Consider the following 13,484-nt stretch of genomic DNA (forward strand, 5'->3'; position numbering starts at 1 on the left):
GGCTTCCTCCCCGGCCCTTCGGTCGTACTCCGGCTCGTACGCGCCGCACAGGCGCGAAGAGCGGGGAACTCGGCACGGGTCTTGGCGACGAGCGCCGGGTCGAGGTCGACGACGAGCGTCTCCTCGCCCGCCCCGGCCTCGGCGAGGACCTCGCCCCATGGGTCGACCACCACGCTGTGGCCCGCCTGCTCCACCCCGGCGTGCGTACCGGCCGTACCGCAGGCGAGGACGTACGCCTGGGACTCCACGGCCCGCGCACGGGCCAGCAGCGACCAGTGGGCGCGACGGGCGGCGGGCCAGCCGGCCGGGACGAGGAACATCTCCGCGCCGGCGTCCACCAGCAGCCGGAACTGCTCGGGGAAGCGCAGGTCGTAGCAGGTGGCGAGCCCCGCCGTCAGCTCCGCCGGGCCGCAGTCCGCCAGCGTGACGGTGACGGGCTCCTCGCCCCGGCCCAGCAGAGCGGCCTCGCCCCGGTCGAAGCCGAAGCGGTGGATCTTCCGGTACGTCCGGTGCAGCCGGCCGTCGGGCGCGAAGACGAGGGAGGTGTTGAACAGCGTGCCGCCCGGGCCTTGTTCGATGATCGAGCCCGCGTGCAGCCAGACCCGGGCCTCGGCCGCGGCCGCGCCCATCACCTGGGCCGTGGGCCCGTCCAGCGGTTCGGCGTGGGCGTGGAACTCGTCGAAGGCGAACGCGCCGACCGTCCAGAGTTCCGGCAGGACCACCAGGTCGGCGGTGTGCTGTTCACGGACGAGACCGGCCACGCGGGCACGCCGCTCGGCGACGGTTTCGTCCGGTCGTACGGCGATCTGCGACAGCGCGGCGCGCACGGGGTCTCCTTGAGGTGTCGGGCGGCCCGGGAGGGCCGGGGGTGGGGTCAGCGCAGGTGCGAGGCGCCGTTGACGTCGATCACGGCACCGCTGCACCACTCGGCCCGCTCACCGCTGAGCCAGGCCACGGCGGCGGCGACGTCCGAGGGCGCGGCGATCCTGCCGAGCGGGCTCTGGCGGCGTACCTGCTCCTCGGCGTCCCCGACGAGCATGCTCTCCGCCAGTTCCGTACGGACGAAGCCCGGGGCCACGGCGGTCACCGCGACGCCGAGCGGGCCCAGGGACTGGGCGAGCGACTGGGTCAGCGCATGCAGGGCGGCCTTGCTCGCTCCGTAGGCCGGGGCGTCGGGTTCGCCCCGGTAGGCGCCGCGCGAGCCGACGTTGACGATCCGGGCGCCTCGCGGGCCCTGTGGCCGTTGCCGGAGATGGTCGACGAGGTGCCAGACCAGGTCGGCGGGTCCGAGCAGGTTGACGTCGACGATGCGCCGCCAGTCGGCCTGCCAGTCCTCGTACGAGGTGGTGGCGACGGGCTGCTCGGCGTAGATGCCGGCGTTGTTGACGAGGACGTCCACGGTGCCCAGGCGCGCGACGGCGGACTCGATGATCCCGCGGGCCGCGCCCGGGGTGCCGACATCACCGGTGACCAGGACGTGGCCGGTGCCGGGCAGGGCGTCCAGGACGGCCTTCGAGGCGGCGGATTCGGCACGGCAGTGCACGGCCACACGGTGTCCGTCGGCGGCGAGTTCGGTCGCGATGGCGGCCCCGATGCCCCGGGAACCACCGGTGACGAGCGCGCAGCGTCGAGTCATGGGATGAGCCTTTTCGTCGGAACGGTCAGAAAGAACAAGGGAATCAGTGAGGCCCGACCGGGCGCTCGTTCGATAGGTGCACCAGGGCCCACAGACACTTCAGTTGGGCCTGTACCTCCGTGCCGCTGCTCCCCGCCCGCAGGGCCGCCTCGGCGCCCGCCGTCAGATAGACCGCCAGCAGCTCCAGTTCGTCGGGTGCGGGACGGTCACCGGCCAGGTCCCGGGCCGCTGCCACCAGGTCCCGCAGGGCCGCCCGCCAGAGGGTGTACCAGCAGGGTGTGACGGCCTGTTCCCGGGTGAGCCGGGCCGCTGCCCGGACGGTGACCTCCTGCTCCAGCAGCCGGGCCACTTCGAGGGTGAACTCGGCGACCGGCGGGAGCGGTCCGGCGGGTACGAGCTTGGCGAGCGCCTCGCCGGTGAGGGCCTCGGCCTCGCGGCAGACGGCGGTGGCCAGGTCCGCCTTGGCGGGGAAGTGGAAGGTGAGTGCTCCCATCGTCGCCCCGCAGGCCCGGTGCACGGCGGACAGCGAGGTACCGGCGTACCCCTGCCGGTCGAACTCGACGGCCGCCGCCGCGATCAGCGCCTGACGGGTACGCTCCGCTCTCACCTGCTTCACCATGGGCTTGACCTCTGCATCCATCACGGGAGATGACTCCCACGGGCCCGCCGCGGACGGGGGCGGGCGGGCATACGGGGGAGGACGGAAGGCCATGCCCCCAGTCCTGTGAACGTACCGCCGCTTTCCCTCGCGGACCCCTCCCGTGCCCAACCCCGCAACCACTTGGCCAAGTCGGGTGCGTCCAGCTTGACTTCAGCCGGCGCGCAGATGCTCCCGGTACCAAGCAGCCGCCCCCGCCAACCGCTCCAGCGGTCCCGGCCCGGGGACGCAGCCCGTGAGCCGCCAGATCTGCTCGCTCTCGTACCAGTGGTCCCGCGCGAGCAGGGCGAACTGCCGCTCGCTGATACGCCCCGGCGTCTCCCGCAGCCGCGCGAGGCACCTCTCCCAGGCCCAGTCGTCGGCGCCGGCCGACGGCAGTACGTCCAGCTCGGCGAGTCTCGCCATGAGGTCGCCGTTGCGCACCGGCACCGGATGGCTGGCGTGGTGGACACCGGAGGCCACGGCGTCGCCGGCCGGTGCCGTGACCAGGGCGGCGACAAGGCGGGCCAGGTCGTCGACGTCCACGGCGGAGACCCGGCCGTGCCCGCCGTCCCAGCGGGCCGGCACCCGTTGGAGCAGTTCGCCGAGCGCGGGCACGACCCAGCGGTCCCCGGGACCGAGGACCAGCCCGGGGCGCAGGACGACGGCCCCCGCGTCGAGCGCGATCCGCTCGGCCGCCAACCGTGTACGGCTGGCCTCCGACACGGGCGCGGGCACGACCCCGTCGACGGGGATGCCCCGGTGCGGACCGGGCCCGTAGACCGCCGCCGTGGACAGGTGGACGATCCGCCCCACCCCCGCACGCCGTGCCTCGTCGATGATCGCCCGGGTGCCGCCGACGTTCGTCCGCTCGCACTCCTCGGCCCCGCCGGAGACCCGGCAGGCGAGGTGGACGAGGACGTCCGTACCGCTCGCCGCCCCGTGGAGCGACGCGGGATCCGACAGGTCCGCGCACACCCACTCCACGCCTGCCCGTTCTCCCGTGCCGGCGGGAATCGCACGGGCGACGGCCCGCACCTCGACCCCACGCCCGTCGGCCCCGCGTGCGCGCAGCAGCCGGCCGAGAACCGCCCGTCCGACGAACCCGGTCGAGCCGGTCAGCAACACCCGGACGCGTGTCATGAAGCCGCACCCTCCCCGGGCTCAGCCTCCACCATCGGTTCCCCCGCCGTCTCCCCGTTCCCCGGGAACTCCAGCGAGGCGACGATCTCCGCCGGCGCGATGGCCGGCAACAGACATCGCAGCATGTTCTCTATGCGTGCGGGCAGGTCGGACCGGTTGGTGGAGAGCCGGGACATGATCTGCGTACCGGTGTACGAGGCGACGATCACCTGAGAGAACGCGGCCTCGTCCACCGCCGGGTTGAGCTGGCCGAGCTCACGCGCCTCGGCCAGATGGGTGCGGAACTGCTCGGACCACCAGTCGTAGATCGAGTAGTCCAGCAGGTTCACCTCGCTCTGCTCGACGGCGAGCCGGACACCGGCCCGGAACAGCACGTTGGAGCGCATCTCCACGGCCAGGTACTGGCACACGTCGATCAGCTGCTGCAGCCCCTTCTTGCCCTGGGGCCACTGCAGTTCGGCGGCTTGGTCGACGATGACCGCGCGGGCCAGCTCTTCCTTCGACTTGAAGTGGAAGTACATGGCTCCGGTCGTGATGCCGGCTCTCTGCAGGATCGCGTTCAGACCGGCGCCGTGGTACCCGGCCTGGTCGAACACCTCCGCAGCCGCGTGAATGAGCGCGGCCCGAGTCCGTTCCGCGCGTTCCTGCCGTTGCCGTGCCATCGGCAGACTCCCTCAACCCGTAGACAAACAAAAAGAACGACCTCTATTTTATTCACGTCGGCGCCGTCCTGTCACCGGGAAGCGCCTTCGCTTCATCTGCGCGTGCCCATAAGCGAGTCACCGCATCAGGGGGGAACACCATGTCCATCAGCCTTGCCCAGAACGGCGTCGAGAACCGTTTTGAGACGGTTTCTTCCGTCTTCACGCACAAGACGAACCAGGACGAAGTGCTGCTGCGCAACTGGCGGCGGACCGCGCCCGACGCCTTCACGGTCACGGCCGCCTGGCCCGCCACCCACCCGTTCTACGTCAACCGGCTGGGTCTGCACGACCCGCTGATGCTCAGCGAGACCGTTCGACAGACGCTGCCGCTGCTGTCCCACGGCGCCTACAACGTGCCGTTCGGCCACCAGCTGCTGTGGAAGGACTTCAGCTGGACGCTCGACCCGGCGGCCTCGTACGCCGACGGCGGCCCGGCCGAGCTGGAACTGCACATCACCTGCGACGAAGTGACCTACCGTCGCGAGCGAGCGTCCGCGATATCCCTGAGAGTCGACGTCGAGCGCGCCGGCCGCCCGCTGGCCTCGGTACGCTCGCGCTTCACCATCCAGGACCGCACCGTCTACAACCGGCTGCGCGGCCCGTACGCCGACGCGGCCGCGGCCACCGCGCGCGCCGTGCCGCTGCCGCCTCCGGCGGGCCTCACCCCGTTCGGCCGCGACCGCTTCGAGGACGTGGTGCTCGCCGCGACCGACCGGCCCGACCGCTGGCAGCTGCGGGTGGACACGACCCACCCCATCCTCTTCGACCACCTCGTGGACCACGCCCCGGGCATGCTGCTGCTGGAGGCCGCCCGACAGGCGGCGTTGGCCACGGCCCACCCCGACACGGTGACGGTCACCGGCATGGACAACGACTTCGTCCGCTACGCCGAGATGGACATCCCCTGCTGGCTGGAGGCGGAGCAGCTCGCGGACCCGGACCAGGTCAGGATCAGCGCCCGGCAGCACGGCAAGGAGATCTTCGCCAGCGTGGTGACCCTGGCCGCCGCGCCCGCCGACCCCGCCGCCCACCGCGTCTGACATGTGCCTCTCCCGCCCTCGCCGCCGACCCGCGCCCCATGGGCAGCGCTCAGTCCGCCCCGGGTCCACCGGGCGGGTCGGCGGTGGCGGCCGCGTCCCGCAGCGCGTCCAGCAGGCCGCGCAGGGCGGGCTGTTCGAGGGTGGTCTCCCGTACGGCCGCCGAGATGACCCGGACCGGTTCGGGGTTGCGGACCGGGCGTACGACGACGCCGGGGTGCCGGTTGCGCAGCCCCAGCCCCGGCATCAGGCCGACGCCGAGACCAGCCGCGACGAAGCCCTGCGCGGTGGCGTAGTCCTCGCTCTGGATGACGAAGTCGGGGCTGAAGCCGGCCGCCGCGCAGGAGTCGATGACGGGTTCGAGGCAGGGGCCGGGAGGCTCGCTGCCCACCCACTGCTCACCGGACAGCTCGTGGAGGTCGACGGTCTCCTTGCCGGCGAGCGGATGACCGAGGGGCAGTACGGCGGCGTACGGGTCGTCGAGGAGGTGGACGAACCGGAAGCCGGCGCTCGCACGGTCACGGGTCTGGACGACCACGGCCAGGTCGGCCCGGCCCCGTATCACCTCCTGGAACGGGTCCTCCGGGTCGGTGAGTTCGAGGTCGACGCGGACGCCGGGGTGCTCGGTGCGCAGCCGGGCCAGGGCGGGCGCCACCAGGGTGGAGCCGGCCGTGGCGAAGTAACGGACCGACAGCCGGCCGGTGCGCCCGGCGCGGAGGTCGGCGAGGGCGGACTCCGCCTGGGCGACCGCCGAGCTGATCAGGGCCGCGTGCTCGGTGAGCAGCAGACCAGCGGCCGTGGGGCGCACCCCTCGGCCGACCCGCTCCAGCAGCGCCGTACCGGCCTGCTTCTCCAAGGCCGCCACCTGCTGGCTGACGGCGGACGGTGTGTAGCCGAGGTGGGCCGCGGCGGCGGTGACCGTGCCGCTGGTGACCACCGCGCGCAGGACCTGGAGCCGCCTCACATCAAGCATGTAGCTGAGCTTAACAGAATAGGTAGAACCATTTGCTTGTCCTCAAAGCTTGACTGAGGCACCTTCGTAGTGACCGGGGACGAGGACGCGCCGGGCGGGCGTCATGGGACGGAGGAAACATCGTGAACAGCGGTACGCGGAGTCTGTGGGGCGGATTGAGGGTGGCCGTGCTCGCCCTGCTGTGGGGATCGACGTTCCTCTGGATCGAGCTGGCGCTGCGCGGGCTCTCCCCGCTCCAGGTCACGTTCGTCCGCTGTGCCCTGGGCGCGCTGGTCCTCGTCGTCGCCTGTTACGCGACCGGGCATCGGATGCCCCGGGGCATGACCGTCTGGCGGCACATCGCCGTCGCGGCCTTCTTCTGCAACGCGCTGCCGTTCGCGCTGTTCAGCCTGGGTCAGCAGACGGTCGAATCGGGTCTCGCCGGTGTCCTGAACGCCACGACCCCGCTCTGGTCGATCGCCCTCGGTCTGGCCCTCGGCTCGGAACGCGGACTGCGCCCCGTTCGGCTGGCGGGCCTTCTGCTGGGCTTCACCGGGACGATCGTGATCTTCGCGCCCTGGCAGACGACGGGGGCGACCGGCTGGGGCGCCCTCGCCATCCTCGGCGCGGCCGCCAGTTACGCCGTCGCGTTCACGTACATGGGCCGCACGCTGGTCCGCAGGGGCACCCCCACCATCTCGCTCTCCGCGGCCCAGCTGGTGGCGGCGAGCGGGCTGACGGCGGTCGCGATGCCGGTGGGCGGCCTGGAGTCGATCGACGTCGGTCCGGCCGTCGTGACCGCGGCCGTCGTCCTGAGCGTCTTCTGCACGGCGATCACCTTCCACCTCACCTACCGCATCATCAACGACGAGGGCGCGACCAACGCCGCCGTGGTCGGCTACCTCCTGCCGGTCGTCTCCGTCCTGCTGGGCGCGGTCGTCCTGGGCGAGAGCCTCAGTGTGCGGGTGGTGCTGGGCATGGTCGTGGTGCTCGTGGGGGTCGGGCTGACGCGGCGGAAGGCGGCGGTGGCGGTGGCCTCGGCTTCGGCTTCGGCTTCGGTTTCGGTTTCGGGGGACGGGGAGCGGGGGGAGCCCGGCACGGGGAGGCCGGATTCCGTGGAGCCGGGCTCCGAAGCGCCTGCCACCGAGAAGCCCGCCTCCGTGGAGCCGGCCCGCGGTGACACCGCCCGGCGCACCCTCCTGGAGAACGCCCGGTGACCCACGACGCATTTGAGCCCGGGCTGTGGTCGGCGTATCGCGCGCTGACCGAGAAGGCGGTCTTCACGGACCTCACCCACGCCTTCCGGCCCGGGCAGCCGCATTTCCCGGGCTTCGGGGACGAGTGGCGCGAGACGCTCTTCGACCTGGAGCGCGGCGACGGTTTCACCGTCCATCGCTACACGCTGGTCGGCCAGTGGGGCACGCATGTCGACCCGCCCTCCCACTTCGTGGCCGGGGCCCGCGCGCTGGACCGTATCCCGGTCGAGGAGATGATCCTGCCGCTGGTGGTGCTCGACATCACCGCCCGGGTGGAGACCGACCCCGATGCCACGCCCACCCTGGACGACGTGAGGTCATGGGAGGAGCGCAACGGCCGTATCCCGTCCGGCTCGTTCGTCGCCCTGCGCACCGGGTGGAGCCGGCGCTGGCCGGACCCGGTGGCCCTGGCCAACCGGGACGAGGCGGGCGTCAGTCATACGCCGGGCTGGTCGGCCGAGGTGCTGCGGTATCTGTTCGAGGACGCGGGGGTCACCGCCATCGGCCACGAACAGTCCGACACCGACCCGGGCCTCGCCGCCTCCGCGGGCGACTACAGCCTGGAGGAGTACGTCCTGCGACGCGACCGCTGGCAGATCGAACTGCTGGCCCATCTCGACCAGGTCCCCGAGGCAGGCGCCCTGATCATCGCCACATGGCCCAAGCCCCAGGGCGGTTCGGGTTTCCCGGCGCGGGTGTTCGCCGTATGTCCGACGGAGTGAGCGCGCCTCGGCCATGGCGTAGTGGATTCCGTCGCATTTGAGGCAGTAATCGGGTGGGGCGAGCCTGTGTCACGGTGCGGGCAGTGGACTTCAACTCAAGCCCACCGCGCTGGTCTCGCCCGAAGACTTCGCCGGCCTGCGGGACATAGCGCTGGCGAGGAGCCCCGCGGAATCCGGGACGTTGAAGGGCACGGAGGCCGGCCCGGACCGCATACGGACCGCGATGCCGGCGCAGCGGCGGATCATCCTGGTCACCGATGTCCCCGAAGTGGCCCGGCCGGTCTCGGCGGAGCGGGACAAGACGAAGACCGCCGTGCTGAGGAAGTACTTCACCGTGGTGGCGGACGAGCAGGTCCGCGGGCGGCGGGTAACGGTGTACGAGCGGATGTCCGGTGAGTTCCTTCACTGACGCTGGCCGCGTTGGTCACGGATGCCGAGCATCGCCTCGGGCCGGATTGACACGCCATGGCAACGGCCAGGGCCGCCACCCCCCACAGGAGAGGCCCCGGCCGTCGCGCGGCACGGGCCGCGCGGCGGCCCGTACTTCCTACAGCGCCATGTCTGCGTTTTCTGTCACACCCTGGCGGGTCACGGCTTAGTTGCATCCTGGACGGACATGGACGGGGAATGGTTTCAGGACGTAACGTGCCTTTCGCGCCAGACCGCGGAGGACGGATGACCACAGCAACCACCGCGGACCTGGGACCGCAACCATGCATTGAGGAACCACGACGGCGAGAACCCGGTCCGCGAGAGCGGCGCCGGTTTAGGCGCAAAGAGGGGCGCGCGCGGTGCTGGGGGACGACGCGGAGCTGACCGCCGCGGTGCGTGCGGCACAGGACGGAGATGAAACCGCGTTCCGGACTGTGTACCGCGCCGTGCACCCGCGGCTGCTCGGATACGTACGGACGCTGGTCGGCGATCCCGACGCCGAGGACGTGACGTCCGAGGCCTGGTTGCAGATAGCCCGTGACCTGGAGCGGTTCACCGGCGACGCGGACCGGTTCCGCGGCTGGGCCGCCCGTATCGCCCGAAATCGTGCGCTGGATCACATACGTATGCGCGGGCGCCGGCCCGCGATCGGCGGTGACGAGACAGAGCTGACGGGCCGGGCCGCCGAGTCCGACACCGCCGGTGAGGCCATGGAGGCGCTCGCCACCGACGGCACGTTCTCCCTGATCGCCCGGCTGCCGCAGGACCAGGCCGAGGCGGTCGTGCTGCGGGTGGTCGTGGGGCTCGACGCGAAGTCCGCCGCGCAGACGCTCGGCAAGCGCCCGGGCGCCGTCCGGACGGCGGCGCACCGGGGTCTGAAGCGGCTCGCCGAGCTGCTCGGCGACGACCCGGAGGCCGATCCGGAATCGGCCGGGGTGCTCGACGCCCTGCCGCCCCAGCGAGAACCGCGTGGCGGTGCGGTGACGTCCGCAGGTGTGACGCGTAGCGTCCCGCGGACGCAGAAGGATGTGTGATGGCCGACGAGCAGTACAGGTGGCTGGACCGCGAAACGGCGGAGCGTTTGCTGAGCGGAGAGTCACTCGAAGCTGTCGACGGTGCCGACCGGGACCAGGCCGAACGACTCGCCAGGACCCTCGGGGCGCTGTCCGCGTCACCCCCGCTGACCAGTGAGGAACTCCCCGGTGAGGCCGCGGCGATGGCCGCTTTCCGCAAGGTGCGCGAGCAACGCGCCGACGCCGCCGCGACCCTCGCGGACCCGGGGGCCACGGGCGGACGGGCCGCTGCCGAGGTCGTGGACGCCGGACTGGTCCGGATCGGGACCTCGCGCGGCGGCGGCTCCGGCGCTGTCCGGCGGCCTCGCTGGGCGCGTCCCGCACGCCTCGCCCTGGCCGCCGTGCTGGCCGTCGGCATGGTCGGCGGGATCGCGGTCGCGGCCGGAACCGGAGTCCTGACACCGTTCGGCGGCGACGAGCCCGACCCCGGCGCCTCGGTGTCCGCCGCCGTCTCTCCTCCCCAGAGCCCGCCGCAGTCGCCCTCGCCGAGCGACGCCGTGCAGGGCGGATCCACCCCGGGCAACAACCCGGACAACAGCGCGGACGACGCCCCGAGCGGCCCCGCCGCGGGCGGCGCCGGTGGCTCCGGACGGGGCGAGGCACGCGACGACGCGGCCCGGAAGCCCGGTGCCGGCGAGCGGGGCGACCGCCCCGGCGACAGCCGTAGGAAGATCACCTCCGCCTGCCGTGACCTCCGCGACGGCAAGCGCCTCAACGCCGACCGCAGGCGCGCCCTGCGGGACGCGGCGGGCGGCACCCGGGTGTGGAAGTACTGCAAGGGCGTCCTGGCCACGACCGGTACCCGCTCCGCGGACGGCGACGACTCGGACGGCGACCAGGGCAGGCACCAGAACAAGAACACGGACCGGGACCGGGACGGGGACCGCGAGCAGGACCGCAACCGGCACAACCGGAACGACGACGATGACCACGCGGACCGCAGCCACTCCCGGCAGTCTGTCGCACCCCTGCGACCTGCGGTTTCGCACTCCGTGAAAATCTCCTGGCCGAGGGTGTGACGTTTCCGGCCGCCCTGGCGCAGTAATGAGTGAGCCGACTGGTCATCGGCCGTCGCACAGAGCCGGGGTTCCCCCCGTACCTACGGCTCGTGCACCTGAGCGCGGGCGGGACACGTTCCCCCGGTCCCGCCCGCGCCCCAACTTCCCGCACTTCCCTCCCGCGTCCTCACCAGGACACGACGACCTTGTCGCCGTTGCGGACCTGCCCGTACAGCTCCGCGATCGCCGCCTCGTCCCGTACGTTGACGCAGCCGTGCGAGGCCCCCGCGTAGCCCCGGGCGGAGAAGTCCGTCGAGTAGTGCACGGCCTGGCCGCCGCTGAAGAACATCGCGTACGGCATGGGTGAGTCGTAGAGCGTCGACACATGGTCGCGGGACTTCCAGTAGACCGAGAACACACCCTCCCGGGTCGGCGTGCCGCTCGAACCGAAGCGGACCGCCACCGTCGACACGGTCCGGCCGTCGATCATCCAGCGCAGTGTCCTGCTGGTCTTGTCGATGCACAGCACCCGGCCCCTCGTACACCGCGGGTCCGGCGGGTCGGCCGGCTGGCCGCCCATCAGGTACAGGTCCCAGCGGCCCGGCTCGCGGGTCATCGCCAGCAGCCGCTGCCAGGTGACGGTGTCGGTCCGCCCGGTGCGCGGCAGCCCGCGCTTGCCCTGGAAGCCGCTGACCGCCCGCTCCGTCTGCTCGCCGTACGTCCCGGTCGGTCCCTCGAAGAGCCAGGCGACCTGCCGCAGCCGGGCCTGGAGCTCGCGGACGTCCCGGCCGGTGGCACCGCGCGACCACAGCACGCGGGGCGGGGCGGGCGCCGCGCTCGGCTTGTCGTCGTCGGGCGGGGCGGGGGCGGTGCGCGGGCCGCTGCCGCCGCCGGTCGGGGTATCGCCGCCGGTCGGGGTGCGCGCCGGGGACGGGGTGCCGTCGGGTAATTCGATGTGCACCGGCGAGCGGCGCTTTCCGTCGCCGTCGGGCGGCTGCACCGTGCAGCCGGGCAGCGCGGCCAGTGCGGCCAGCGCGGCGAGTGCCGCTGCGATCGCTCTCCCCATGCCCGTAGTACGCACGCGGCCCCCTGTCGTCTCACCGGTGTGCCCGGATGTCACCTCAGATGTTCCCCCGGCGGGCCCCGTCGCGAACCAGGGGGCATGGTGGGGAGCGAGGTCCCGACCACCCACTGCTCGGCGGGAGGCATCGCACCATGGCGCGTGAGTCGGAGTCCGGGCTGCCCATCGAGCCGGTCTACGGACCGGAGGTGCTCGAGGGCTGGGATCCGGCGGAGAAGCTGGGGGAGCCGGGGGCGTATCCCTTCACGCGGGGCGTGTACCCGTCGATGTACACGGGCCGTCCCTGGACGATGCGCCAGTACGCGGGCTTCGGCACGGCGACGGAGTCCAACGCCCGCTACCGGCAGCTCATCGCCCACGGCACGACGGGCCTGTCGGTCGCCTTCGACCTGCCCACCCAGATGGGCCACGACTCCGACGCCCCCCTCGCGCACGGCGAGGTCGGCAAGGTCGGCGTCGCCATCGACTCCCTCGACGACATGCGGGTGCTGTTCGACGGCATCCCGCTGGACCAGGTCTCGACGTCGATGACGATCAACGCCCCCGCGGCCCTGCTGCTTCTCCTCTACCAGCTGGTCGCCGAGGAGCAGGGCGTCGGCGCGGACCGGTTGACCGGCACGATCCAGAACGATGTGCTCAAGGAGTACATCGCCCGGGGCACGTACATCTTCCCGCCGAAACCGTCGCTGCGGCTGACGGCGGACATCTTCCGGTACTGCGGTGCCGAGATCCCGAGGTGGAACACGATCTCCATCTCCGGCTACCACATGGCCGAGGCGGGCGCCTCGCCCGCGCAGGAGATCGCGTTCACTCTCGCGGACGGCGTGGAGTACGTCCGTACGGCGGTCGCGGCCGGGATGGACGTCGACGACTTCGCGCCGCGTCTGTCGTTCTTCTTCGTCGCCCGTACGACGTTCCTGGAGGAGGTCGCCAAGTTCCGTGCCGCGCGCCGGATCTGGGCGCGGGTGATGAGGGAGGAGTTCGGCGCCAGGAACCCCAAGTCGCTGATGCTGCGCTTCCACACCCAGACGGCCGGGGTGCAGCTCACCGCCCAGCAGCCCGAGGTGAACCTGGTCCGGGTCGCCGTACAGGGCCTGGGAGCGGTCCTCGGCGGCACCCAGTCGCTGCACACCAACTCCTTCGACGAGGCGATCGCCCTGCCGACCGACAAGAGCGCCCGCCTGGCCCTGCGCACCCAGCAGGTCCTCGCCTACGAGACAGACGTGACGGCGACCGTCGACCCCCTCGCGGGCTCCTACGTCGTCGAGAAGATGACGGACGACGTCGAGACCGCGGCTGTCGAACTGATGGCCAGGGTCGAGGAGCTCGGCGGCGCGGTCGGTGCCATCGAGCGCGGCTTCCAGAAGAACGAGATCGAGCGCAGCGCCTACCGGATCGCCCGGGAGACCGACTCCGGTGAGCGGGTCGTGGTCGGCGTCAACCGCTTCCGGCTCGACGAGGAGGAGCCCTACGAGCCGCTGCGCGTCGACCCCGCCATCGAGGCCCGGCAGGCCGAACGCCTGGTCGCGCTCCGCGCGGGGCGCGACCAGCAGGCGGTCGACACCGCGCTGACGGCCCTGCAGAAGGCCGCGCGGGGGTCGGACAACGTCCTGTATCCGATGCGGGAGGCCCTGCGGGAGCGGGCGACCGTGGGCGAGGTGTGCGACGCGCTGCGGGAGGTGTGGGGGGCGTACGTCCCCTCGGATGTCTTCTGACGTCTCACGTCTCACGTCTCACGTCTCACGTCTGACGGCGGCCGATGGCCGGGGAGCCGGGGGAGGGGCGTTGTCAGACCCGCGTGCGACACTCCTTT

13 protein-coding genes and 1 pseudogene are annotated in these 13,484 nt (G+C 72.2%); 7 read left to right on the forward strand and 7 right to left on the reverse strand.

Annotation, left to right across the window (positions count from 1 at the left end):
• The 5 genes from ACFT4A_RS33680 to ACFT4A_RS33700 all read right to left on the reverse strand — a co-directional run.
• The coding region (locus tag ACFT4A_RS33680) for a carbon-nitrogen family hydrolase (protein WP_382837867.1) at positions 1-827 on the reverse strand (827 nt) is incomplete at its 3' end.
• A gap of 47 nt (positions 828-874) precedes the next feature.
• On the reverse strand, positions 875-1,636 hold the full coding sequence (locus ACFT4A_RS33685; RefSeq protein WP_382837870.1) for an SDR family NAD(P)-dependent oxidoreductase: 762 nt from the start codon (positions 1,634-1,636) through the stop codon (positions 875-877).
• A gap of 43 nt (positions 1,637-1,679) precedes the next feature.
• Positions 1,680-2,243 (reverse strand): TetR family transcriptional regulator, encoded by a 564-nt coding sequence (locus ACFT4A_RS33690; RefSeq protein ID WP_382837873.1) that lies wholly within the window; start codon positions 2,241-2,243, stop codon positions 1,680-1,682.
• A gap of 204 nt (positions 2,244-2,447) precedes the next feature.
• Entirely contained in the window at positions 2,448-3,416 is a 969-nt protein-coding gene (locus ACFT4A_RS33695) for an NAD-dependent epimerase/dehydratase family protein (protein WP_382837876.1), read from the reverse strand.
• On the reverse strand, positions 3,413-4,078 hold the full coding sequence (locus ACFT4A_RS33700) for a ScbR family autoregulator-binding transcription factor (RefSeq protein WP_382837879.1): 666 nt from the start codon (positions 4,076-4,078) through the stop codon (positions 3,413-3,415). The genes ACFT4A_RS33695 and ACFT4A_RS33700 overlap by 4 nt, the downstream gene beginning before the upstream one ends.
• Positions 4,079-4,218: 140 nt before the next feature.
• Between ACFT4A_RS33700 and ACFT4A_RS33705 the strand changes: the two genes are divergently transcribed.
• A complete protein-coding gene (locus ACFT4A_RS33705) occupies positions 4,219-5,160 on the forward strand; it encodes a ScbA/BarX family gamma-butyrolactone biosynthesis protein (protein ID WP_382837883.1) in 942 nt (313 codons plus the stop codon).
• Positions 5,161-5,209: 49 nt separating this feature from the next.
• Here the strand turns inward: ACFT4A_RS33705 and ACFT4A_RS33710 are convergent, their stop codons facing one another.
• Positions 5,210-6,130, reverse strand: coding sequence for a LysR family transcriptional regulator (locus tag ACFT4A_RS33710; RefSeq protein WP_382837886.1), 921 nt, complete (start codon positions 6,128-6,130; stop codon positions 5,210-5,212).
• 122 nt (positions 6,131-6,252) lie between these two features.
• Between ACFT4A_RS33710 and ACFT4A_RS33715 the strand changes: the two genes are divergently transcribed.
• The 5 genes and pseudogenes from ACFT4A_RS33715 to ACFT4A_RS33735 all read left to right on the forward strand — a co-directional run bounded on the left by ACFT4A_RS33715 (position 6,253) and on the right by ACFT4A_RS33735 (position 10,611).
• The gene (locus ACFT4A_RS33715) at positions 6,253-7,326 is read left to right on the forward strand and encodes a DMT family transporter (RefSeq protein ID WP_382837889.1); all 1,074 of its coding nucleotides are present in this window, start codon (positions 6,253-6,255) and stop codon (positions 7,324-7,326) included.
• Complete coding sequence (locus tag ACFT4A_RS33720) at positions 7,323-8,087, forward strand: cyclase family protein (RefSeq protein WP_382837892.1); 765 nt, start codon at positions 7,323-7,325, stop codon at positions 8,085-8,087. Before ACFT4A_RS33715 ends, ACFT4A_RS33720 begins: the two co-directional genes overlap by 4 nt.
• Positions 8,088-8,184: 97 nt before the next feature.
• Positions 8,185-8,496: pseudogene (locus ACFT4A_RS33725) on the forward strand (hypothetical protein); the annotation flags it as partial.
• 382 nt (positions 8,497-8,878) lie between these two features.
• Entirely contained in the window at positions 8,879-9,553 is a 675-nt protein-coding gene (locus ACFT4A_RS33730) for an RNA polymerase sigma factor (protein ID WP_382837895.1), read from the forward strand.
• Positions 9,553-10,611 carry a hypothetical protein gene (locus ACFT4A_RS33735; protein WP_382837898.1) on the forward strand — a complete coding sequence of 353 codons (1,059 nt, stop codon included), beginning with the start codon at positions 9,553-9,555 and terminating at the stop codon, positions 10,609-10,611. Before ACFT4A_RS33730 ends, ACFT4A_RS33735 begins: the two co-directional genes overlap by 1 nt.
• A gap of 166 nt (positions 10,612-10,777) precedes the next feature.
• Here the strand turns inward: ACFT4A_RS33735 and ACFT4A_RS33740 are convergent, their stop codons facing one another.
• Complete coding sequence (locus ACFT4A_RS33740) at positions 10,778-11,656, reverse strand: L,D-transpeptidase family protein (RefSeq protein ID WP_382837900.1); 879 nt, start codon at positions 11,654-11,656, stop codon at positions 10,778-10,780.
• Between the two features lie 149 nt (positions 11,657-11,805).
• Between ACFT4A_RS33740 and ACFT4A_RS33745 the strand changes: the two genes are divergently transcribed.
• Positions 11,806-13,386 (forward strand): methylmalonyl-CoA mutase, encoded by a 1,581-nt coding sequence (locus tag ACFT4A_RS33745; RefSeq protein WP_382837903.1) that lies wholly within the window; start codon positions 11,806-11,808, stop codon positions 13,384-13,386.
• The last annotated feature ends 98 nt before the right edge of the window (positions 13,387-13,484 follow it).

The sequence above is a fragment of the Streptomyces sp. NPDC057099 genome (assembly GCF_042671245.1).
In the GTDB taxonomy this organism is placed as follows: Bacteria; Actinomycetota; Actinomycetes; order Streptomycetales; family Streptomycetaceae; genus Streptomyces; species Streptomyces purpurascens.

Coding starts and splice junctions, on each gene's coding strand:
- ACFT4A_RS33685 (WP_382837870.1), bottom strand. CDS start 1,636: ATGACTCGACGCTGCGCGCTCGTCACCGGTGGTTCCCGGGGCATCGGG.
- ACFT4A_RS33695 (WP_382837876.1), bottom strand. CDS start 3,416: ATGACACGCGTCCGGGTGTTGCTGACCGGCTCGACCGGGTTCGTCGGA.
- ACFT4A_RS33700 (WP_382837879.1), bottom strand. CDS start 4,078: ATGGCACGGCAACGGCAGGAACGCGCGGAACGGACTCGGGCCGCGCTC.
- ACFT4A_RS33705 (WP_382837883.1), top strand. CDS start 4,219: ATGTCCATCAGCCTTGCCCAGAACGGCGTCGAGAACCGTTTTGAGACG.
- ACFT4A_RS33710 (WP_382837886.1), bottom strand. CDS start 6,130: ATGCTTGATGTGAGGCGGCTCCAGGTCCTGCGCGCGGTGGTCACCAGC.
- ACFT4A_RS33735 (WP_382837898.1), top strand. CDS start 9,553: ATGGCCGACGAGCAGTACAGGTGGCTGGACCGCGAAACGGCGGAGCGT.
- ACFT4A_RS33740 (WP_382837900.1), bottom strand. CDS start 11,656: ATGGGGAGAGCGATCGCAGCGGCACTCGCCGCGCTGGCCGCACTGGCC.
- ACFT4A_RS33745 (WP_382837903.1), top strand. CDS start 11,806: ATGGCGCGTGAGTCGGAGTCCGGGCTGCCCATCGAGCCGGTCTACGGA.